The sequence below is a fragment of the Acinetobacter sp. UBA2581 genome (assembly GCF_002339435.1).
Classification (GTDB): Bacteria; Pseudomonadota; Gammaproteobacteria; order Pseudomonadales; family Moraxellaceae; genus Acinetobacter; species Acinetobacter variabilis.
This window is the reverse complement of sequence record NZ_DDLD01000121.1, coordinates 36,686-57,097: the sequence shown is the minus strand read 5'-3', so window position 1 is coordinate 57,097 and position 20,412 is coordinate 36,686. Positions and strand designations below refer to the sequence as shown.

Sequence of the window (20,412 nt, the reverse complement as noted above, 5' to 3'; positions counted from 1 at the left end):
TTAATGCATGTCAAATTATAAGAATGTTTTATGTCTGTCAGTATTGGCATCAGCGGTTTTGCTGAGTGCCTGCCAGCCTAAGGAAAAAGAGCCGAAAGAGCCTGCTGCGCCTGAAGTGGTACAGGCTCAGCCTGAAGTGCTGAAGCTGAGTGGTGATACTGAGAAGCTGAAACTGGCCTTGCCTGAATGTGAAGGAAAAAACTGTCCTGAGATTTCTATCGAGAGATTGAAAAGCAATCAGCCATTTATCGATGAATGGATAGATCAGCAGATTCTGCAGCAGCTACAGGGCATTTTGTCTATTGATGCGATTGAACCGGCGAAAGCATCTGCAGCAAGTGAAGCTGAAGCCGCTGCTTCCGAACCAAAAACTGCATTAGCCAATGTCAAAACTCCAAAACAGCAGCTTGAACAGCAGATTCAGCCGCATATGCAGACTTTCCTGAATCTGGATAAGGAGTTGAAAGCACTCAGTGCCAGCCATAGTATCAGCTTGATGATCAAACCGAGAATTCTACAATCTGGTGATCCACTCGCGACTGTGGTCTTAAACAGTACCCATTATCTCGGTGGTGCGCATGGCGCTTCTGCTCAAACCTACTACAATTTTGATCTTGAGCAGAAAAAGCTGATTAAGCTGGATGATATCATTCTGCCTAAACAAAAGGCTCAGCTCGAAGCCAAAGCTTATGAGGCTTTTAAAATCTGGGTGATGGAATCCAAACTGGCCAATGATGTAGCTGAATATGAACAGGCCTGGAAATTTAAGCTGACAGATAATTTTTACCTGTCTAAACAGGGACTGGCGCTGCAATATGCCGAATATGAGATTGGTCCTTATGTGGTGGGTTTGCCACGTCTGGTCATTCCTTATGAACAGCTGAATGGCATTCTGAAACCTGAATATCTGCCTCAAACAGAGAACGCTGCTTCAGAAGCCGAGCCTGCAACTCCTGCCAAAGCACGCTGATGGTTTCGTTATTTGATACCCATACCCATTTTGATGTTCCCGATTTCGATCATGATCGGGAACAGCTGGCTTATGCATCCAAAGCAGCAGGGGTGGAGCATCTGGTCTTAATTGGTTTTTTACAGAGCCGGTTTAAGGATTTATTGCAGACGCATCATTTTATTAATCAGTTAGACAATGCGCCTCAAAGTCATCTGGCACCCGGCCTGCATCCATTTTATATTGAGCAGCATCAACCTGAGCATTTACAGGATCTGGAGCAGTTATTAAGCACAGAGCCTTGTATTGCCATTGGTGAAATTGGTCTGGATACTTTCGATAAACGGCATAAACAGCCGGAACTTTTTCAGAAACAGAAAGATTTTTTTGCTGCACAGCTGGAACTGGCGCAGCAGTTTGATAAACCTGTGTTACTGCATATCCGTAAATCTCATGCCGATGTTTTACAGATTCTAAAACAGCATCAGTTTAAACAGGGCGGTATTGCCCATGCCTTTGGTGGCGGGATTGAAGAAGCCAAAGCCTTTATCAAGCTGGGCTTCAAGCTTGGAATAACAGGACAAATCACCAATCCGAATGCTAAAAAACTGCATCAGGTGGTACAACAGGTAGGGCCGGAATATCTGGTGCTTGAAACCGATTGTCCGGACATGACGCCTTTATGTTGCCAGCATTCTACTGAGCAGCGAACTCGCAATACGCCTGCCAATCTGCCTTATGTCCTGCAAGGCCTGGCCAAGAGTCTGCACATGGATCAAGATGAACTAGCACAGCAGCTCTGGAAAAATACCCATCAGGCTTTACATCTGGCGATTTAAGATAAAACCCTACATCGGTCGGAAACTGGATTCCAATTTATGATCCAGTGAAAAAAGGCGCATTATGCAATTTCTAAAATGCTTTAGACTTGGCATCATGCATATAAATTATTTTGAGTGAGATTCACATGGCACAAGGACTATTGGCGGGTAAGCGCTTCTTGATCGCAGGTATTGCAAGTAAATTATCAATTGCTTTTGGTATTGCTCAGGCATTACATCGTGAAGGTGCAGAACTCGCTTTTACTTATCCAAATGAAAAGCTGAAAAAACGTGTAGATGATTTTGCTGCACAATTCGGTTCTGAATTGGTTTTTCCTTGTGATGTGGCAGTAGATGCAGAAATTGACAATGCATTTGCAGAACTGGCAAAACACTGGGATGGTCTGGATGGCGTCGTACATTCAATCGGTTTTGCGCCAGCACATACCCTAGATGGTGACTTTACTGATGTAACCGACCGTGAAGGTTTCAAGATTGCCCATGACATCAGTGCGTACAGCTTTATCGCGATGGCACGTGCTGCGAAGCCATTACTGGCTGTACGTCAAGGCTGCCTGTTAACGCTGACTTATCAAGGTTCTGAGCGTGTGATGCCAAACTACAACGTGATGGGTCTGGCGAAGGCCTCTTTAGAAGCAGGTGTACGTTACCTGGCATCTAGCCTGGGTGCAGAAGGTATCCGTGTGAATGCGATCTCAGCAGGTCCAATCCGTACATTGGCGGCGTCTGGCATTAAATCATTCCGTAAAATGCTGGATTTGAATGAAAAAGTGGCTCCACTAAAACGCAATGTGACCATTGAAGATGTCGGTAATGCAGCCTTGTTCCTGTGCTCACCATGGGCAAACGGGATCACTGGTGAAATCATGTATGTCGATGCGGGTTATAACACAGTAGGCATGAGTGCTGAACTGATGCTGGATGCAGAATAAGTCTTTTTAAAAGATCAATTTTCAGCAAAGAAAACCCCTCATTATTGAGGGGTTTTTATTTTTAACTTTAATTGTTAATGATGTAAGTCTGATGACAAGGGATACAAGAATTCGGATCAAAATAATTTATCTTTCAGGACTTTCCCACTAAGATGTTTAATATAAAAACAATACAGGATAATAAGGATGTTTAAAAATTTTTTAATCAGCATGATTTTTGTGATGGACACAGTGGGGATCACCACGTCGAGCATGGCAGAAGAAAATCACTATCATGACAATATGCATGAAATTGACCATCATTTAAAAAATTTCAAATCTGCCAAAGATAGCAAAGAGGCGCGGGCAGCATTGCAAGGTATGCAAAAATCTGTGGAAGTTTGCCAGAAAAATTTACCCTCAGGTCTGCAAAAGCTAAAATCCAAAGATGCGAAAGTTACGGCTTATCAGGGATTGTTAACTGACTTATTGAAAGAGATTAAACAAGCTGAACAATTTGTTGCAGCCAATCAGCTAACCAAAGCCCAAACTCTCACAGTGAAAATGGATCAGATTAAAAAGCAGGGGCATCAAGCCTTTAAATAAGCCATAAAAAAGACCGCTATTGCGGCCTTTTTTAACTTCAAGATCAAGTGATTAAGCTTGACCTTCAACAGCAGCAGCTTGCGCACGTTGCATGTTCGCTTCAAATTCAGCATCGAAGTTGATTGGTGTAAGCAGTAATTGCGGGAAGCTGCCTTTAGTCACCATATCATTCACCGCTTCACGAAGGAACGGGAACAGGATGTTCGGGCAGTAAGCACCAAGAATGTATGGCAGACGCTCTTCTTCAACGCCATCAATCAGGAAAATCCCTGCTTGAGTCACGTCAACGATAAACGCTGTATCACCTTCATTGGTCGCTTGAACCACAACTTTTAAAGCCACTTCAAAATGAGTCGGATCAATTTTTTCTGCAGAAGAAGAAAGGTTGATGTTTAACTCAGGTTGCCATTGCTTGGTAAAAACTTGTGCCCCAGGAACTTCAAAAGAAATATCTTTAGTGTAAATACGCTCTAATGCCAATTGTGGTTGAGCTTGTTGTTCTTCACTCATTCTTTAATCCTTGATATGAGGTAGGTTTTAGTAGATTAAGCCAATAATTCGTCTAGTTTGCCTTCACGCTCTAGGGCATAAAGTTGATCAAAACCACCGATAAATTGTTCATTAATAAAAATCTGTGGCACGGTACGATGATTGGTGCGTTGCATCAATTCAAGACGTACTTCAGGGGCTTCATTGGATAAATTAATTTCTTTAAATGCAACACCTTTGCGCTCAAGGAGCTGTTTTGCACGGATACAATACGGACATACTGTCGTCGAATAGATAGTAACTTCAGCCATGATCAATCTCCTGTTCGCAGATTATTTGCTTTTCACCAAAGGTAAACCTTGAGCTTTCCAGTTTGTAATGCCGCCATCCAGACGGTAGGCATCTGCATGACCTACCTGTTGAAGCGCAGAACCTGCAACTTGCCCAAGATTACAAATGAACACCAACGGGCGATCAGATGCTTTTAACTCATCAACGTGTTTTGTAATTTGGCTATATGGAATGTTACGGCTACCACTAATGTGACCTTCACGGAAGTCTTTGGCATCACGTAAATCAATCAGCATGGCATTTTTTGCTTTAACTAAAATTCCCAGCGATTGCGGAGAGATTTTGCGACCATTACGTTGACCTTCGATGATGAAGAATACAACCACGAGTACCGCGAGTGTTCCAAACAAGAAGGGGTGATTCCCCATAAACTCGAACCAACGTTCCACAATTCACCTAATTACAATTTTAAAATTGCCAAGAGTATAGCTCATAAATATGGTGATCAAAATCACCGCTTCAAGGGCTAAGCCTTAAGAAAATTAATTTTTTTGCTGCGCTTCGTTAATTTCGTCAATTAAACGTAAATAGCTGTCTAGTCGGCGCGGCAAAATTTCCCCTGTCGAGGCTGCCTGACGTAAGGCACACTGCTTTTCATGTTTATGTGTGCAGTTACGGAACTGGCAGTGACCGAGCAGGTTTTCAATTTCCGGAAAACCGCTTTGGACTTTGTCCAAGGTCAGATGCCAGAGACCAAATTCACGGATTCCCGGTGAGTCGATGAGAGCAGCGTCATTACCAAAGGAAATCAGACGTGTGGAGGTCGTGGTATGTTGCCCCAGTGCTGAGTTTTCAGAAATGACATTGGTTTTCTGTGCAGCATCCGGAACGATCGCATTAATCAGCGTACTTTTACCCACACCAGACTGACCGACAAACGCTACAGTTTCCTCATTCAGACGAGCGGACAGTTCTGTCAGATCGCCATCGGACTGGGTTTGCATGACTTCATAACCCAAATCTTTATATTCTTTAAACAAATCCAGAATCGGATCATTTTCCTTAAGCAAATCTGATTTATTGAGCACTAAAAGTGCTGGAATCTCTGCATCTGCACAAGCCACCAGATAACGGTCAATCAAACCCGGGGCTGGCTCAGGCAATGGTGCAAACACAATCACAATCAGGGAAATATTGGCGGCAACCGGTTTAACCTTGTGGTAACGGTCAGGACGGGTCAGCAAAGAAGTGCGCGGATGAATCGCCGTAATAATGCCGAGTCCGGTATTTGGATCAGCCTGCCATCTGACTCGGTCGCCTGTTACCAGCAATTCCAGGTTGGTTCGGGTATGGCAGCGCCAGACACTACCCAGTTCAATCGGCTTCCAGAAGGGCTCAGGTTCGCCTTCAGCCACGACCGGTTTTTCAGGATGCTGTTCAGGTACGGACAAGGCCTGGACTTCAAGCTGGCGGCCATAATGCTGCACGACCAGCCCTTCCAGGTCTTGAGAGGTATCGATCTCTTCCTGACGCGTTTTATGCTGTTTTTGAATACGACGTTGTTGTTGTTCAGTTAAACGACGTTTACGTATTAAAGCCATTCAAATCCTAAAAAACCATGGGAGCGAGATGGCAAAAATAGCATGAAGCGGGGTGTCAGTTACAGCATCGACGTAATAAATTTGCTACTATAAATGTTTTATAGCCTAATAAGATTGCACATTTATGAGCAGCACCCCGGATAGCCGCCTGATTTGGATTGACCTGGAAATGACAGGTCTGGATACAGACAATGACCAGATTATTGAAGTTGCCACGATTGTAACGGACGATAACCTAAATATTCTTGCCGAAGGGCCCGTGCTAGCTGTGCATCAATCTGACCGTATCCTGAATGCGATGGACGAGTGGAATACTCGCCAGCATGGTCAGTCTGGCCTGATTGAGCGCGTACGCCGCAGTAAATTGACTGCTCAGGATGCAGAACGTGAAACCATTGAATTCCTGAAAAAATGGGTGAATCCAAAAGTATCGCCTATGTGTGGTAACTCGATCTGTCAGGATCGTCGCTTTCTGCACCGTTTAATGCCTGAACTGGAACAGTATTTCCATTACCGTAATCTGGACGTATCTTCAGTAAAAGAGTTGGCAAAACGCTGGCGTCCTGAAATCATGAGTGGCCTGAAGAAAAATGCTTCGCATCTAGCCATGGATGACATTCGTGATTCGATTGCTGAACTGAAATATTATCGTGAATATTTCTTCATTATGAATAAATAATCCGAACAGTGAAAAAGAGGCGAAAGCCTCTTTTTTATTTGCTCGCAGAAAGTTTCTTGCGATAAAAGTTTTCACTACTCTCAAACAGTACCCAGGTCAGAAGCACCAGAGCAAGATGGGTCTGGGTTTCATATTGATCCAAAATAATCAAGGCAAATAATCCCAAAGTCAGGATACGGATCATGATACTAAGATAATAGTTTTTCTGCTTTTTAAAGGTTAAACCGTAAAGATAGAGCAGGAACAGTAAAACCATCAGGGCAAAAAGGGCGTTAAATAGCATGCTGATCTGACTCCCTTTAAGGTAATCCTAATTGAAATATTGTGAAGTTTATTATGGTTGTAATTTGATCGATTTTACGTGTTTTAGCGATGGCGCAAGAAGGCTTTTTTGACTGATTTTGTATCTGGATTTTAGTGGCAGTAAAGTGCCCATGATTTTGCTAAAATACTCTGGTGTTTTTCTTGCTATTGATGACCTATGACTGATCTGCTTCAAGATGATGAGTATGACCGCCGCTTTGCGGGTGTAGCCAAAATTTATGGTGACGATAGCTTTCATCATTATGAAAACAGTCATGTGATGGTGATCGGAATTGGTGGTGTTGGTTCATGGGCAGTCGAAGCACTGGCACGTACCGGGATTGGCGAGCTCACACTGGTCGATATGGATGTGGTCGCAGCATCGAATATTAACCGTCAGTTACCAGCCATGACCGCAACACTGGGATGTGAAAAAATCGAGATCATGGCAGAACGCTGCCGCTCGATTAATCCTCGAATTAAAATCAATCTGATTGATGATTATCTGACGCCAGAAAATGTGAAAGAAATTCTGTCAGGAAATCCTGACATCATTCTGGACTGTATCGATGACGTCAAAGCAAAGTTTGCCTTGATGCTGCATTGCCGTTTTAACAAGATTCCATTGATTGTATCCGGTGGAGCAGGCGGTAAACTGGATCCGTTAAAAATCCGGGTAGCCGATTTATCCAGAACCGAACAGGATCCAATGCTTGCAAAATTACGTGCGCAATTACGTGCTAAAGGCATCTGTAAAAAGCCAAAAGAAAAATTTGGGATCACTTGCGTCTACTCTATCGATAATCCATTCTCGAGTGCAGATGTTTGTGCAAGCGCAGGCTTGCGCTGTGGTGGTTATGGTTCTGCAGTGGTAGTGACTTCTAGCTTCGCCATGGTTGCGGTATCGGAAGTATTGAAAAAGCTTGATAGCAAAAGACTGAAAGCCTAATTAAGTCAACAAAAAAAGCACACAATTTGTGCTTTTTTTTATGCTAAGTTTAAAATGAATTTTTATACATATAACAAAAACAATCTTTTGGTTTTGGAGCAGCTATGTGGTTTTTGCTAGTGCTGGTTTTGGGGATTGGGGCTTTAGCAATCTGGATGTGGAAACGTCCTGATCCGGTGAAACGTGATCAGGCCAAAGCCGTGCATCATGATCTATGGATTGAGCAGATTGATGCTCAATTGAAATATGCAACCCGTCTAAGTACGGATCCACATTATCCGGATTATGAACGCGCCTATCAAATTTATCAGGGGCTGGCCCAGCAGCAGGAATTGCCACAGGCTTATGTGGGTATGGCCTTGATGCATTTAAACGGACAGGGGCGTGAGCAGAGCACGGAAAAAGCGATTAGCTTTCTTGAAAAAGCTTATAGTTTAGGTGGGGAAGATGCAGCCTATCATTTAGGTCAGATCTATGATGGTCATCAATACCAATTAAATAATCCTGAAAAAGCCTTGTACTGGTATCGGTATGCGGTCGCGCGCGGTCATCTGGATGCGCAGTATCGCATCACTGAGCTGTCCGAATCTGATCATGACACTGCAGAACAGCAACGTCTGCAACTGTTAATTCGAAATGCCGAGCAGGGACATGCCAATTCACAGTATCAGTTAGCCCAATATTATTTGGCAGATGGTGCAGCGCAAGATTTAAGTTTGGGGATCCATTATCTGTTTCTGGCAGCACAGCAGGATCACTTGGCGGCCAATCAGGATATTGCCGAAGCCTATGCAAATGGCAAAATCTTGCCCAAAGATCAACAGCAGGCTTTGAGTTTCATTAAACGCTGTATTCATCTTGGTGATCAGAGTGGTTTATATGATTACTATGCTGGCGTGTTACTCGGCACTATTGATCCTGATCAACGTCAACGGGTGTTTCAGCATCTATTACAGCAGTCCAAAGAACATAAAGATGCACAGGCCAAAACTCTGATCGGTCTGGCCTATTTTCATGGTTGGTATGTGCAAAAAAATGAAACCATGGCATTTCGTTACTGGTCTGAAGCAGCACAAACTCAGCATCCTCAGGCCTTGAGTCTGATTGCCGCACTATATTTTGAATCCTATCTGGTCGCACATGAACCGGAGAAAGCATTTGAACTCTATCAACATGCCTTGCAAAGCGATCCTGGTCATCGATTTAGTCATATGGGTCGGGCACTCTGCTATTTAAACGGAGTGGGGGTAGCCAAAGATACGACTAAAGCTACCCAAATGATTCAGGCAATCGCACAGCAAGAGCAACTTGCAGCACAGTCTGAAGCTGATCTGATTTATATAGTGGGACGTTTTTATGGCTTGCCTGAATATCCACTACCGACACGAGAAAAAGCAATTCAATATTTGAATCAGGCGGTGGCGAAAGGTTCAAGTAAGGCTGCCTGGTATTTGTATCAGGCTTATAGTGATTTTTATCCAGTCTTTGCAGTGAATGAGGAACAGGCCAAACGTTATCTGCATCAGGCAGCTCAATTGGGAAATGCACAAGCACAGGCCGAATTGGGCATGATGCATTTAAAGGGCAAGAAGGTGGAGCAAGATACGGCTTTAGGACTGAAGTATCTGCAACAGGCTGCGAGCCAGCATAATGGTCTCGCACTAAATGCTTTAGGTGAAGCTTTGGAACAAGGAATTGGTATTGAAGCCAATTTGGATCAGGCAATCCAGTGCTATCGTAAAGCGGCTGCGCAGGTGAATGCCGATGCTTATAGTCATCTGGGGTGCTTATATACCAAAGGCATTGGTGTAGAACGTGATATTGCAATTGCCCGTCAATGGCTGGAAAAAGGCAGTCTGTTAGGACATGAGCCTTCTATTGAACAGCTCAACAATGTAAATGCTTATCTGCATATGTAAACTTCAAAAAAAGCCGCTGACTAACAGCGGTTTTTTATTGAGTTAAATGTATTGCTTAAGGCAGTTGCTTGATCGGGCTACCCCCCAAAGCTTGCATCAGGGTCACATAAGCATTGTATTGGCTTTGTCGGGTTTGCACCAAAGACAGACGGGCATTACGTGTAGTCTCTTGTGCATCCAGCAGATTTTTCAATGCCACTGCACCATTACGATAACGCACTTCAGTCAAACGTTCTGTACGTTCAGCCAGTTCAACATTACGTTGTTGTAACGCAACCTGTTTGGTGAGTTCAGTGCGATTAGACAGGGCATTCTCTACATCGGCAAAAGCTTCGTACATGGTCTGACGATACTGGATAATTGCCTTTTCGTATTCCAGTTCATTCACCTGTAAATCACGTTTCATATCATTCCATTGCAGGAATGGCAGGCTGAGTCCTGCGCCTAAGGTCGCCACCGGATTTTTAAGTGCATCTGACAATGATGAACTGGTGCCTACGCCAGTACTTAGGCTGCCAGTCAGGCTGATCGAAGGATAATAACTGGCCTTGTTGGCATCCTTGTTGGCCAAGGCTTTACGCAAACGCAGTTCAGTGGCTCTCAAGTCAGGACGGCGGGAGAGAAGGCTAGCAGGCAAGCCAGCTTCAATCGACGGTAAGGCAATATTCGGTAAACGTTGAGGTTCCTGAATCGAAAGCTGTTGCACAGGCATATTCATGAGTACTGCCAGTGCCGTACGTGTTTCCACACGCTGCTGTTCAATTTGGCTTAAGGTCGCTTGCTGGCTTTGAATGGCCTGTTCAGCTTGAGTCAGATCGAGACCAGACACTGCACCGGCACGATACTGGACATTGACCAGATCATACGTACGCTGTGCAGTCGCCAGGTTTTGTTGAACCACGCTATAACGTTCATTTAGATAACCCAGCTGCCAGTACAGTTGAGCAGTCGTACCAATCAGACTTTGTGCAGTCGCCTGTAAGTCCTCTTCAGATGCCAGGGCCTCCCAACGCGCTGCTTCAGTCTGATTGGCCAGTTTACCGAACAGATCCAGTTCATAGCTTAAGCCAGGGAAATTAACCCCAAAACCGGATGAACTGCTGCCATCTTCCAGATCAAAGCTTCTACGTGTGGTTAAACCAGCATCACTGATACGTACACCTTGCTGGCTTTGTGTCTGTCTGGCTTGAATACGGGCTTGCTGCAAATTGATCCCGGCCACGGCCAGATCACTATTGGCTGCCAGTACGTCATTCACCAGACTATTTAATTGGGGATCTTTAAATAGAGTCCACCATTGATCTGCGAGAATATCAGCATGAATTTGCTGACTTACAGCTTTACTGTTTTGAAAGTTATTAGGTACCTGTACAGCAGGTTGTTCATACGGCGTTTTCACCACGGCCGCACAGCCGACCAATGAACTCCCTAGAATCAGGGCACTGGCAAGTTTGGTAAGAGTATGCATATCAGATTCCTTATTCTCGAGAAAGTGCATCGACCGGATTCAAACGGGCTGCATTACGTGCCGGGATAAAGCCGAACACAATACCGATCAGACTTGAGCAGACAAAGGCCGCGACAATCGATGTGGTTGAGTATGCCATCTGGAAGGTTCCTTCAGCAAAATGGGTAATCAGCTGACCGATACCGAGTGACAGCAATACGCCTAAGATACCGCCCAGAATACAAACCAGAACAGCTTCAATCAGGAATTGCTGCAGAATGTCACTTTGGCGCGCACCGACCGCCATCCGTACCCCGATTTCTTGCGTACGTTCAGTCACCGAAACCAGCATAATGTTCATCACACCAATACCACCGACCACTAGGGAAATGACGGCGATAGCCGAAACCAGAAGCGTCATGGTCTGAGTGGTTTCTTGAATGGTTTCACGAATACTGTCGGAGTTTTGCGTAAACACATCTTGAGCACCATGGCGTTGTACCAATAGGCTTAAAATGGCATTTTCCGCAGCCGCACTTGGATATTCATCTTTAATACGCACAATGATACTGCGTACATTGGATTGTCCCAGCATACGGCTCATGACGGTTGAATAAGGCAAATACACATTCAGGCTGTCTGAGTTGCCCATCATGCTTTTTTGTTCTTCAATGACGCCAATCACCCGACTCGGTACACTACCCAATAGAATGACTTGACCGACAGGATTAGTGCCATCCGCAAAGAAAGTGTTTTTGGTATTGCTATCAATCACCACGTCCTGAGCTTGTTCGGTCACACTTTCTTTATCAAAGGGCTGACCTGACTCGAAGTTCATACCTTTGACATAGAAGAAGTCTTCACTGACACCGTTGACCGTGGTCGATGCTTCGATCTCTTTGAAGCGTCCGGTGACACTACTGTTGACCGATGGACTGACACCATCGACATAAGGTTGTTCCGATAGGGCAGTAGCATCATCAGGAATCAAGGTTTTCACTTGTGCAGTTCGGGAATTATCCCCAAAGCCCCGGCCTTGGAACACGGTAATGGTATTGGTCCCAAGACTGCTGATATTTTCCAGAATCTGCTTTTGTGAGCCATTACCGAGGGCAACGACTGAAACCACCGACGCGATCCCGATAATGATGCCGAGCATGGTCAGGAAGGTCCGCATCCGGTGTGCATTCATGGCCAATAAGGCCATACGGAAAGCTTCACCGAGACGGTCTACTGCAGAACGCCAGCTCGAGATTTTCTTTTGTTCATTTCGAACCAGATTTTCTTTCTCGAAACCATCATCAACTTCAGGCACATTCGGTTTGTCTGAAATGATATTCCCGTCTGAAATTTCGATAATGCGCGTGGCATTTTTAGCAACGTTATGATCATGGGTAACCAAAATAATGGTATGACCTTTGGCATTCAGTTCACGCAAAATGCGCATGACCTCAATACCACTGTTTTTGTCCAATGCCCCGGTGGGTTCATCGGCCAAGATCACATCACCACCATTCATTAAGGCACGAGCAATCGATACACGTTGTTGCTGACCACCAGACAGTTGGCTCGGACGGTTTTGGGTTTTGTCTCCCAGTCCTAGATCGGTCAGTAATTGCTTGGCACGAGCATTACGCTCGGTCGCATCGGCACCGGCATAAATTGCGGGTACTTCAACGTTGCCCGTAGCATTTAAATCACCCAATAAGTGATAGCGCTGGAAAATAAAGCCGAAATACTCACGACGCAATTGAGCTAATTCATCAGGCTCAAGCTCGCGGGTTTCACGTCCTTTAACTTTGTAGCTACCGTTGGTGGGTTTGTCCAAGCAACCTAAAATATTCATTAAGGTTGATTTACCTGAACCCGACTGACCTACGATTGCCACTAATTCACCGGGATAAATCTCAAGATTAATCCCTTTAAGAATCTGAACAGTGCTTTCACCGGCGGGGAATTCACGAGTCAGATTCTTAACCTCAAGTAGAGGTGTTTGATTTTGACTCATAATTACATTCTCATTGGGCCGCCAGCACCACCACGATTGCTGCGTTTAGCTGAATCATTTGAAGTATCTGAACCATCTGCAATCACCACTTTATCGCCTTGATTTAAGCCGCGGATGACTTGAGCTGTGACGCGGTTATTCAGACCAATTAATACAGGTTGAGGTTTTGCAGAACCATCTGCTTGTAATACACGAACCATCGATACAGTTGCTTTTCCTTGTTTAACCAAGGCTTTTTCTGCTTCAGTGAGTTCTAAGCGTTTAGGTCGATCCGTTTTATTTTCACCTTGTTTCGCATCAGCAGGAGCGGCAGCATTATTGGCTTGTGTTTTATCGCTATCGGGACTTTGTGCACGGCGCTGCGGACGGTTTGAGGTTTGCACCGCTGCGGCAGGAATAGTCAGCACATTTTTCGCTTCATCTAAAATGATGTAGACCTGAGCAGTCATATCAATACGTAATTTACCATCTTCATTCGGTACATCAAATAGGGCGTTGTAATACACCGCAGTACTTGATGATGAAGTCGATGTGCTGTTGCTTTCGGTATTGATCGAGTCCGGTGCAGGTTCAACTTGACGTAATGTTGCATAGTGTTTGGTTTCACTGTCACCTAAAGTGGTGAAGTAAACACTTTGACCTTCCTGAACTTTCATCACATCGGCTTCAGAAATTTCCGCTTTAATGGTCATGGTATCCAGCTGCGCCAGTTTCACAATCGTTGGTGCACTTTGATTGGCGTTTACAGTCTGACCTTCTTCAGTCACGATCGCTACAATGGTTCCGTCCATTGGCGCCACAATTTGGGTATAACCGAGATCTTCTTTCGCAGTGGCTAGAGTTAAACGTGACTGTTCGATCTGTGCATTAATCGCGGTGATATCTGCCTGAGCGGTTTTGTAGCTGGCTAATGCAGATTCTAGTTCTGAACGCGAGGTTGCATCTTGGGCATACATGGCTTGCTGACGCTTATACTCGGCTTCCACCTTAGCGAGGTTGGCCTGTTTCACGGCAAGCTGTGCCATCTGGTTTTTAATACTGGCTTCAGCAGTCTTTAAATCATTTTCCTGACGAACAGAGTCAATTCGGGCAATCAGTTGGCCTTGTTTGACCTGATCGCCAAGTTGCACATACATTTTTTTAACCTGACCCGAAACCTGGGCACCGACACTGACCATTTTGGTGGCTTCAAGTACACCAGTTGCCAGTACCGAATTTTCGATATCCCCTTGGGTCACTTCAGCTGTAATGTATTGTGGCTGCTGCTCTTTAGGTTTCAGAAAATACCAGGCAGTGGCTGCCACCAGGATGGCAATTACAATCGCCATAATGAGTTTCGTAGGTTTTATTTTTGGCATATGGATTCAGATTTGGGTCGTAGGATAACAGTTGATTATAAAAGCGAAATTAGGATAAAACGTGAATTTTTTTTATTTAAAATGAGAACTATTTTCCACTGCCTGGTTTAAAAAAACATATAAGATAAAACCTGATTTTATATAAGGGATTCATTGAACTACTCCTATTAAAATCATCTTTTTTAGATGAAATTTTATACGATTTAGTTATCTGAAAAATATTGATCATATGATTAATCAATTAAAACTTCATGGGAGTATAAAGTACGTCTTAGATAGACTACATGCAAAAACCTGGCCACTAAACTGCTGATAAAAATACGCCATAATGCTGCTAATGAGCGAAAAAATAATACGACTTTACTAAGAAAATTGATGAGGTTCATAGATGGAATGAAAGTTACAATATTGGAATTGAGGTGATTGATCATCAACATCGCTAGATTCTGGACTATATAAATGCTTTAGAGCAGGTCAAAAGTACCGGAGATCGCGATAAAATCAGGGAGGTTTTAGACGATTTAATCGACTATACCCAGTCACATTTCAGCTTTGAAGAAAACCTGCTGGAACAGGTGAGTTATCAATATTTGACTTCACATCGCGGTATACATGAATTATTTGTCAAAAAATTAAATGATTATCGCCTGAAGTTTGAGCAAGGTCAGTCCATTGAAAAAGATTTGCATTGTCTTCTGTCCAAATGGCTCATCAACCATATTCAGCACGATGATCAGGATTATGTCGAAGCAGTACGGGACAATATGTTGAGTTATCTGCGAACACAGGAAAAGAAAAAAGGCAAAGGCTGGTTCGCGCGTTTCTTTAGTTAGGCACTCGGGGATGTAAACAAGCTTTGACCACACATTTCAGCAATGGCCTGCAAGATCAGATGTTCAGGGTTCTCTCTGGACATCCCTTTGATTGCAGCGTCGATCCGGATCAAAAGCTGAGGCCAGCTTAAAAAGCGCTGTGGACTTAAACGACGCAAGGCTTGCTGATATAAGCTCACTTTAGTCTTCCAGATACCGATTTGTAAGGCATTTTGTGGCTGTTCAAATAATTGCATCAATAGACGCATTTCTTTGCTGATACTCCACAAAATCAGGCTCATTGGCTCGCCTGATGCAATCAGATACTGGAAAATCTTAATTGATTGCGCTAGATTCCCATTGAGCAGGGCATCACTCAGGTCATAGGTGTTGTAACGGGACTGGTCCTGCAAGCAGGCATACAGATGGTCAATCTGGATAATATCTACTTCAGCAAAGGTATCCGCCACTCGCATCAGGCTATTTTTGGCAGCTAGTAAATTGTGTTCATGATGCTGCTCTAACCATTGCCAGGCATCATTGGCCAGCTTAATTCCCAGTTTTTCCGCTTCAATCCCGAGGATCTGTTGACGATCTTTTGGGTAGTTCGCTACCAGTGATACATTCACGCCATTGGCATCAATGGTCTGGAAAAAGCTGGATTTCAGACTGCTGGAATCCTGCTTCGGCATGACCACCAACAGCAGGTTATCACTGTCCTGTTGCAGATAGTTTTTTAACAGTTTGAGACCGCTGGCATCAGGTTTGATATTGCCATGCACTTCAATTGCCAATTGGCTAGAAAATAATGACAGGCTGTTTAAAGCATTGAAGACATTTTTCCAGTCAGAGGCAGAGCTAATATCATAACGCTGGCGTTCAACTTCACGGCTTTGCCAGCTGCTACGAAAGGCATCTACCAGATTCTGTTCCAGCAAAGGTTCCTGACCATGCAACACCCAGGCACCGCGAGCTTCATTGACACGTTTTAATGCCTGGAGGTAATCAAGTTTCATTGGGTCGTCTTATTTGGCTGGTTGAGTCGAAGTTTCTGGTTTTGCCAATGGCAAACGATTCGATGAAATTTGACGGGCAATCTGCTGGGCCACATCATCAATCAGGACCTGATTTAAGAATTTTTGTTCCTGGTCATCCGTATTCACGGTTTCAATATCATATTGATAGGTACGGGTCGCGATTACTGTACGAGGTTCAGTCACCGGATTGCCTTGTGCATCTTCAATTCGGAAAGTAACATTCAGACGCAATAAGGTTTCTACCAGTTTGCCATTCAATTCTAGACGGCGAGGGGTGTAATCTAGGACACGTAAGACATAAGCATTAGGTGCATTACTCAGCTGTACTCCGGCAGCACCCAGATAAACGGCTAGTTTTTCCTGAAGATCTTCAGTATTGTCAGGCAAGGCCAGACTCATGACTGAGTAAGCTACAGGTGCGGAACTCGGATTGGTTCCTTTTAAATGAAAGCCACAGCCAACGAGGCCTGCACTTAGACCACAAGTTAAAACAATTGCTGCTAAACGTTTGCCTAAATGCATGAGTATCCTCTTTTTCCCTCAGGGAAATATTTGAAATCCTGAACCGGATTGTAAAGTCAAAGCCCGTTGGCTGGCAACGGGCTTTGTTTGGAATTGTGAAATCCTTTCCCTCATCCTAACCTTCTTCCAAAGGGAGAAGGAATTTCCCTCTCCTACAAGGAGATGGTTAAGGATAGGTTAAATTTAATCCCTCCCGACCTCCCTTTAAAAAAGGGAGGAGACTTCATTTTTTATTTGAAGTGGGAAGTCCCTCTTTTGCAAAGGGGGATTTAGGGGGATTAAATTAAACCACCAAGTTCACTAGCTTATTCGGCACCACAATTTCTTTCTTGGTTGGACCAGTCAGGAATTGTTGAACTTCAGGCAAGGCTTTCGCTTGCGCAAGAATGTCATCTTTAGATGCATCCACAGACACTTCAAGTTTGCCACGAAGTTTACCGTTGACCTGAACCACGATGGTTTGGGTATTACGAGTCAATGCAGATTCATCCACTTGTGGGAACTGCGCTTGAGTTAACTCGATTCCAAACTGAGCCAATAAAGTCTGACTTAAATGTGGTGCAAATGGCGCAAGTAAAATTAAAAGCGTAGTGATCGATTCACGTGCTACAGCAACGTCATTATCATCTTTCGCTTCAAACTTGTTGTTCGCATTTAACAGTTCCATCATTGCTGCAATCGCAGTGTTGAATGCGTGACGACGTTCGATGTCATCACCCACTTTCTGAATGGTTTCGTGAGTCTTACGGCGTAAGTCTTGCGCAGCTGTAGAAAGAGCGGCTTTATCGAATTCAGTCGCAGTATTACCTTTTTCAAGGAAACCTGTTGCCAAACGCCATACACGTTTCAGGAAGCGGTTTGCACCTTCAACACCGGCATCAGACCATTCAAGTGATTGATCAGGTGGTGCAGCAAACATCATGAACACACGTGCAGTATCTGCGCCGTATTGGTCAATAATCGCTTGCGGGTCGATCCCGTTGTTTTTCGATTTCGACATCTTCTCTTGACCGCCAACGACAACGTCTTGACCATCTTCTTTGTATTTCGCAGAAGTGATACGACCTTTTTCGTCTTTTTCAAGCTCGATGTCCGCAGGGTTGAACCATGTTTTCTTACCTGATTCCGCTTCGCGGTAATACGTATCAGCAAGCACCATACCTTGGGTTAACAAGTTAGTGAACGGTTCGTTACCTTGTACCACACCTTCATCACGCATCAATTTGTGGAAGAAACGTGCATAAAGCAAATGTAGAATCGCGTGTTCAACACCACCGATGTATTGATTGACAGGAAGCCAGGTTTGACCCGCTTCAGGTTTCACCATGCCATCGGTAAAGTCTGGAGATGCATAACGTGCATAGTACCAAGAAGATTCTACGAATGTGTCTAGCGTGTCTGTTTCACGACGCGCATCGCCACCACAGCAAGGACAAGTGGTTTCGTAGAATTCAGGCATTTTGTTCAGTGGGTTACCTGAACCATCTGGAACCACGTCAGTTGGCAGTACAACAGGAAGCTGGTCTTCAGGCACTGGAACTTGACCACACGTGTCACAGTTGATCATTGGAATTGGACAACCCCAATAACGTTGACGAGAAACACCCCAGTCACGTAAACGGAATTGAACTTTCACGTTGGCAAGACCTTGTGGTTCTAGTTTTGCCAAGAAAGCATCAAATGCGCCTTGGAAATCTAAACCATCAAATTCACCTGAATTAACCAGTTTACCTTCTTTAGAACCGTACCATTCTTGCCATTGTTTTGCATCAAACTCGCTATCATCAGCACCTTTGGCATCAATCACTTGCTTGATGGTTAAGCCATATTTATTGGCAAATTCGAAGTCACGTTCATCGTGTGAAGGCACCGCCATCACCGCACCTGAACCATAAGACATCAATACATAGTTTGCAATCCAAACAGGAACTTCTTCACCTGTTACAGGGTGCTTTACAGAAAGACCTGTTGCCATGCCTTTCTTCTCGGCAGTCGCTAGATCCGCTTCTGCCACAGAACCCATACGGCATTCTTCAATGAATGCTTGAAGCTCAGGATTATTTTCTGCTGCTTTCAATGCCATTGGATGTTCTGCTGCAACTGCAACATAAGTTACACCCATTAAAGTGTCAGCACGTGTGGTGAATACTGTTAAACCATCTGCATAGATGTCTGGATTCGCTGAAGGGAAGGTAATGTCCATCCCTTGTGAGCGACCAATCCAGTTACGTTGCATGGTCAAGACTTGTTGTGGCCAACCGTCTTTGAGTGTGTCTAAGTCATCCAATAATTCTTGCGCATAGTCAGTAATGCGGAAGTAGTACATTGGGATATCACGTTTTTCAACCAATGCACCTGAACGCCAGCCGCGACCATTTTCAACCTGTTCATTGGCAAGAACGGTCTGGTCTACTGGGTCCCAGTTGACTGTAGAAAGTTTACGGTAGATCAGGCCTTTTTTATAAAGCTGAACGAATAGCCATTGTTCCCAGCGATAGTATTCTGGTGTGCAGGTTGCGAATTCACGATCCCAATCTACAGACAGGCCAAGTTTCTTCAACTGATTACGCATGTAATCAATATTTTCGAACGTCCATTTTGCAGGAGCGACCTGGTGTGCAATAGCAGCGTTTTCTGCAGGAAGACCGAAAGCATCCCAGCCCATTGGTTGTAATACAGTTTCACCTTTTAAACGGTGGAAACGACTGATTACATCACCAATAGTATAGTTACGCACATGACCCATATGCAGTTTGCCACTTGGGTAAGGGAACATCGAGAGGATATAACGACGTGGACCTTCTATAGTGTCGGCAACTTTAAAGGCTTTGCGAGATTCCCAGTCCTGTTGGACTTGAGGCTCAATCGCACTGGCTTGGTATTCTGAGTCAATGTGAGTAGTCATATACGTAATACAAGAGAACGGTTAAAAAATTATGAGGCACAGCATAGCGCAAAATGCACTTATAGTGAATTTTGCGGATGGGATTCTGCAGGAAAAATCTAAATTGACAGACGAGTATGATTAGAAAGCTACACGCTCAGACTGACCACGTTGTAAAGCTTCATTGGCTTCACGCTGTTGCTGCTCATTTTCAGAAACGACAGGCACAGGTGCAGATGAATTTGAGTTACCCGTTTCGGTCTGGTTCTCATTTTCGGTTGTTCTTGATGGTGTAGGCGCGGAATTGGTCCAGCCATAGGTTTCTACTTTGCTTTTGTGCTTGGCATTTTTAGGAGGCGGGGTTTTAGTGTAGTGAGTCACGCCTTTGGCATCTACCCATTTATAATATTCAATCGCTAAAGCAGAGCTGCTCGCTACACCTAAAACAAGCGTAGTAGCAAAATTTAATGCGGTCAGGAAAGATCTTTTCATCAGTAAAAGTCCTGAAAATTTCAAGCGGTTAAATAGAGTTTTTATTGTAGAGAGTTTTTTGCCATAAGATGATTTTTAATTCAATTAATTTTGTGATCAGTAGTGGTTTTATGTTTCAAGCTAATGCTAAAAAAGAGTAATTTTATATAAAAAGAAATTTATTTATAAACAGTTGCATTGAATTTCTTAAAAATTCATTCAATTTTTTTATATAAGACATATTAAAAATTTATAAAATTAAAGTTTTAAGTATATGAAATTTATTGATTTAAATTAAAATTTTAAAGCTAAAAACCACAGTTAAAGTCGAAAT

The 20,412-nt window shown here is 43.9% G+C and carries 20 protein-coding genes; 8 read left to right on the top strand and 12 right to left on the bottom strand.

The window, feature by feature from the left end:
- The first annotated feature begins 7 nt into the window (after positions 1-7).
- From B3Q46_RS15910 to B3Q46_RS15895, 4 genes are all read left to right on the top strand, one after another.
- Entirely contained in the window at positions 8-970 is a 963-nt protein-coding gene (locus B3Q46_RS15910; protein WP_005232176.1) for an RsiV family protein, read from the top strand.
- Positions 967-1,788 carry a TatD family hydrolase gene (locus B3Q46_RS15905; RefSeq protein WP_034169895.1) on the top strand — a complete coding sequence of 274 codons (822 nt, stop codon included), beginning with the start codon at positions 967-969 and terminating at the stop codon, positions 1,786-1,788. The genes B3Q46_RS15910 and B3Q46_RS15905 overlap by 4 nt, the downstream gene beginning before the upstream one ends.
- A 128-nt stretch (positions 1,789-1,916) precedes the next feature.
- The gene (locus B3Q46_RS15900) at positions 1,917-2,723 is read left to right on the top strand and encodes an enoyl-ACP reductase FabI (RefSeq protein WP_005232173.1); all 807 of its coding nucleotides are present in this window, start codon (positions 1,917-1,919) and stop codon (positions 2,721-2,723) included.
- Positions 2,724-2,909: 186 nt separating this feature from the next.
- Entirely contained in the window at positions 2,910-3,308 is a 399-nt protein-coding gene (locus B3Q46_RS15895; RefSeq protein ID WP_005232171.1) for a cytochrome b562, read from the top strand.
- A gap of 51 nt (positions 3,309-3,359) precedes the next feature.
- Here B3Q46_RS15895 and secB read toward each other — a convergent pair whose 3' ends face one another.
- From secB to rsgA, 4 genes are all read right to left on the bottom strand, one after another.
- Positions 3,360-3,818, bottom strand: coding sequence for a protein-export chaperone SecB (secB, locus tag B3Q46_RS15890; protein WP_004782070.1), 459 nt, complete (start codon positions 3,816-3,818; stop codon positions 3,360-3,362).
- Positions 3,819-3,853: 35 nt separating this feature from the next.
- Entirely contained in the window at positions 3,854-4,108 is a 255-nt protein-coding gene (grxC, locus tag B3Q46_RS15885) for a glutaredoxin 3 (protein ID WP_004782071.1), read from the bottom strand.
- A 21-nt stretch (positions 4,109-4,129) separates the two neighbouring features.
- On the bottom strand, positions 4,130-4,537 hold the full coding sequence (locus B3Q46_RS15880; protein WP_005232169.1) for a rhodanese-like domain-containing protein: 408 nt from the start codon (positions 4,535-4,537) through the stop codon (positions 4,130-4,132).
- Positions 4,538-4,630: 93 nt separating this feature from the next.
- Complete coding sequence (rsgA, locus tag B3Q46_RS15875; protein WP_005232167.1) at positions 4,631-5,689, bottom strand: ribosome small subunit-dependent GTPase A; 1,059 nt, start codon at positions 5,687-5,689, stop codon at positions 4,631-4,633.
- Positions 5,690-5,813: 124 nt separating this feature from the next.
- On the opposite strand from rsgA, the gene orn reads away from it, so the two are divergent.
- A complete protein-coding gene (gene orn / locus B3Q46_RS15870) occupies positions 5,814-6,368 on the top strand; it encodes an oligoribonuclease (protein WP_004782074.1) in 555 nt (184 codons plus the stop codon).
- 34 nt (positions 6,369-6,402) lie between these two features.
- Here the strand turns inward: orn and B3Q46_RS15865 are convergent, their stop codons facing one another.
- On the bottom strand, positions 6,403-6,651 hold the full coding sequence (locus B3Q46_RS15865; RefSeq protein ID WP_005232166.1) for a hypothetical protein: 249 nt from the start codon (positions 6,649-6,651) through the stop codon (positions 6,403-6,405).
- 198 nt (positions 6,652-6,849) lie between these two features.
- Between B3Q46_RS15865 and B3Q46_RS15860 the strand changes: the two genes are divergently transcribed.
- Together B3Q46_RS15860 and B3Q46_RS15855 are read left to right on the top strand one after the other, a co-directional pair.
- Positions 6,850-7,620 carry a tRNA threonylcarbamoyladenosine dehydratase gene (locus B3Q46_RS15860; protein ID WP_005232164.1) on the top strand — a complete coding sequence of 257 codons (771 nt, stop codon included), beginning with the start codon at positions 6,850-6,852 and terminating at the stop codon, positions 7,618-7,620.
- A gap of 104 nt (positions 7,621-7,724) precedes the next feature.
- Positions 7,725-9,539 carry a tetratricopeptide repeat protein gene (locus B3Q46_RS15855; RefSeq protein WP_104426618.1) on the top strand — a complete coding sequence of 605 codons (1,815 nt, stop codon included), beginning with the start codon at positions 7,725-7,727 and terminating at the stop codon, positions 9,537-9,539.
- 55 nt (positions 9,540-9,594) lie between these two features.
- Here the strand turns inward: B3Q46_RS15855 and B3Q46_RS15850 are convergent, their stop codons facing one another.
- The 3 genes from B3Q46_RS15850 to B3Q46_RS15840 are packed head-to-tail and all read right to left on the bottom strand — an operon-like array spanning position 9,595 to position 14,352.
- Entirely contained in the window at positions 9,595-11,007 is a 1,413-nt protein-coding gene (locus B3Q46_RS15850; RefSeq protein ID WP_005232159.1) for an efflux transporter outer membrane subunit, read from the bottom strand.
- Positions 11,008-11,017: 10 nt separating this feature from the next.
- On the bottom strand, positions 11,018-12,994 hold the full coding sequence (locus B3Q46_RS15845; RefSeq protein WP_005232157.1) for a MacB family efflux pump subunit: 1,977 nt from the start codon (positions 12,992-12,994) through the stop codon (positions 11,018-11,020).
- 2 nt (positions 12,995-12,996) lie between these two features.
- Entirely contained in the window at positions 12,997-14,352 is a 1,356-nt protein-coding gene (locus tag B3Q46_RS15840; RefSeq protein WP_034580270.1) for a MacA family efflux pump subunit, read from the bottom strand.
- A 443-nt stretch (positions 14,353-14,795) separates the two neighbouring features.
- Between B3Q46_RS15840 and B3Q46_RS15835 the strand changes: the two genes are divergently transcribed.
- The gene (locus B3Q46_RS15835) at positions 14,796-15,185 is read left to right on the top strand and encodes a bacteriohemerythrin (protein WP_224214010.1); all 390 of its coding nucleotides are present in this window, start codon (positions 14,796-14,798) and stop codon (positions 15,183-15,185) included.
- Here the strand turns inward: B3Q46_RS15835 and holA are convergent.
- From holA to B3Q46_RS15815, 4 genes are all read right to left on the bottom strand, one after another.
- Positions 15,182-16,180 (bottom strand): DNA polymerase III subunit delta, encoded by a 999-nt coding sequence (gene holA, locus B3Q46_RS15830; protein ID WP_005232151.1) that lies wholly within the window; start codon positions 16,178-16,180, stop codon positions 15,182-15,184. The two genes, B3Q46_RS15835 and holA, sit on opposite strands and share 4 nt — an antisense overlap.
- Before the next feature lie 9 nt (positions 16,181-16,189).
- Entirely contained in the window at positions 16,190-16,723 is a 534-nt protein-coding gene (locus tag B3Q46_RS15825; RefSeq protein WP_005232148.1) for a hypothetical protein, read from the bottom strand.
- 283 nt (positions 16,724-17,006) lie between these two features.
- Positions 17,007-19,628: a leucine--tRNA ligase gene (gene leuS, locus B3Q46_RS15820; RefSeq protein ID WP_005232146.1), complete on the bottom strand. Its 2,622-nt coding sequence runs from the start codon at positions 19,626-19,628 to the stop codon at positions 17,007-17,009.
- 120 nt (positions 19,629-19,748) lie between these two features.
- Entirely contained in the window at positions 19,749-20,099 is a 351-nt protein-coding gene (locus tag B3Q46_RS15815) for a DUF4124 domain-containing protein (protein ID WP_005232144.1), read from the bottom strand.
- Positions 20,100-20,412: the final 313 nt, after the last annotated feature.

Bases quoted from the DNA above. Each gene is read 5' to 3' on its own strand.
- B3Q46_RS15910 (WP_005232176.1), top strand. From the start codon at position 8: ATGTCAAATTATAAGAATGTTTTATGTCTGTCAGTATTGGCATCAGCG.
- B3Q46_RS15900 (WP_005232173.1), top strand. From the start codon at position 1,917: ATGGCACAAGGACTATTGGCGGGTAAGCGCTTCTTGATCGCAGGTATT.
- B3Q46_RS15895 (WP_005232171.1), top strand. From the start codon at position 2,910: ATGTTTAAAAATTTTTTAATCAGCATGATTTTTGTGATGGACACAGTG.
- secB (WP_004782070.1), bottom strand. From the start codon at position 3,818: ATGAGTGAAGAACAACAAGCTCAACCACAATTGGCATTAGAGCGTATT.
- grxC (WP_004782071.1), bottom strand. From the start codon at position 4,108: ATGGCTGAAGTTACTATCTATTCGACGACAGTATGTCCGTATTGTATC.
- rsgA (WP_005232167.1), bottom strand. From the start codon at position 5,689: ATGGCTTTAATACGTAAACGTCGTTTAACTGAACAACAACAACGTCGT.
- orn (WP_004782074.1), top strand. From the start codon at position 5,814: ATGAGCAGCACCCCGGATAGCCGCCTGATTTGGATTGACCTGGAAATG.
- B3Q46_RS15865 (WP_005232166.1), bottom strand. From the start codon at position 6,651: ATGCTATTTAACGCCCTTTTTGCCCTGATGGTTTTACTGTTCCTGCTC.
- B3Q46_RS15860 (WP_005232164.1), top strand. From the start codon at position 6,850: ATGACTGATCTGCTTCAAGATGATGAGTATGACCGCCGCTTTGCGGGT.
- B3Q46_RS15855 (WP_104426618.1), top strand. From the start codon at position 7,725: ATGTGGTTTTTGCTAGTGCTGGTTTTGGGGATTGGGGCTTTAGCAATC.
- B3Q46_RS15850 (WP_005232159.1), bottom strand. From the start codon at position 11,007: ATGCATACTCTTACCAAACTTGCCAGTGCCCTGATTCTAGGGAGTTCA.
- B3Q46_RS15845 (WP_005232157.1), bottom strand. From the start codon at position 12,994: ATGAGTCAAAATCAAACACCTCTACTTGAGGTTAAGAATCTGACTCGT.
- B3Q46_RS15840 (WP_034580270.1), bottom strand. From the start codon at position 14,352: ATGCCAAAAATAAAACCTACGAAACTCATTATGGCGATTGTAATTGCC.
- holA (WP_005232151.1), bottom strand. From the start codon at position 16,180: ATGAAACTTGATTACCTCCAGGCATTAAAACGTGTCAATGAAGCTCGC.
- B3Q46_RS15825 (WP_005232148.1), bottom strand. From the start codon at position 16,723: ATGCATTTAGGCAAACGTTTAGCAGCAATTGTTTTAACTTGTGGTCTA.
- leuS (WP_005232146.1), bottom strand. From the start codon at position 19,628: ATGACTACTCACATTGACTCAGAATACCAAGCCAGTGCGATTGAGCCT.
- B3Q46_RS15815 (WP_005232144.1), bottom strand. From the start codon at position 20,099: ATGAAAAGATCTTTCCTGACCGCATTAAATTTTGCTACTACGCTTGTT.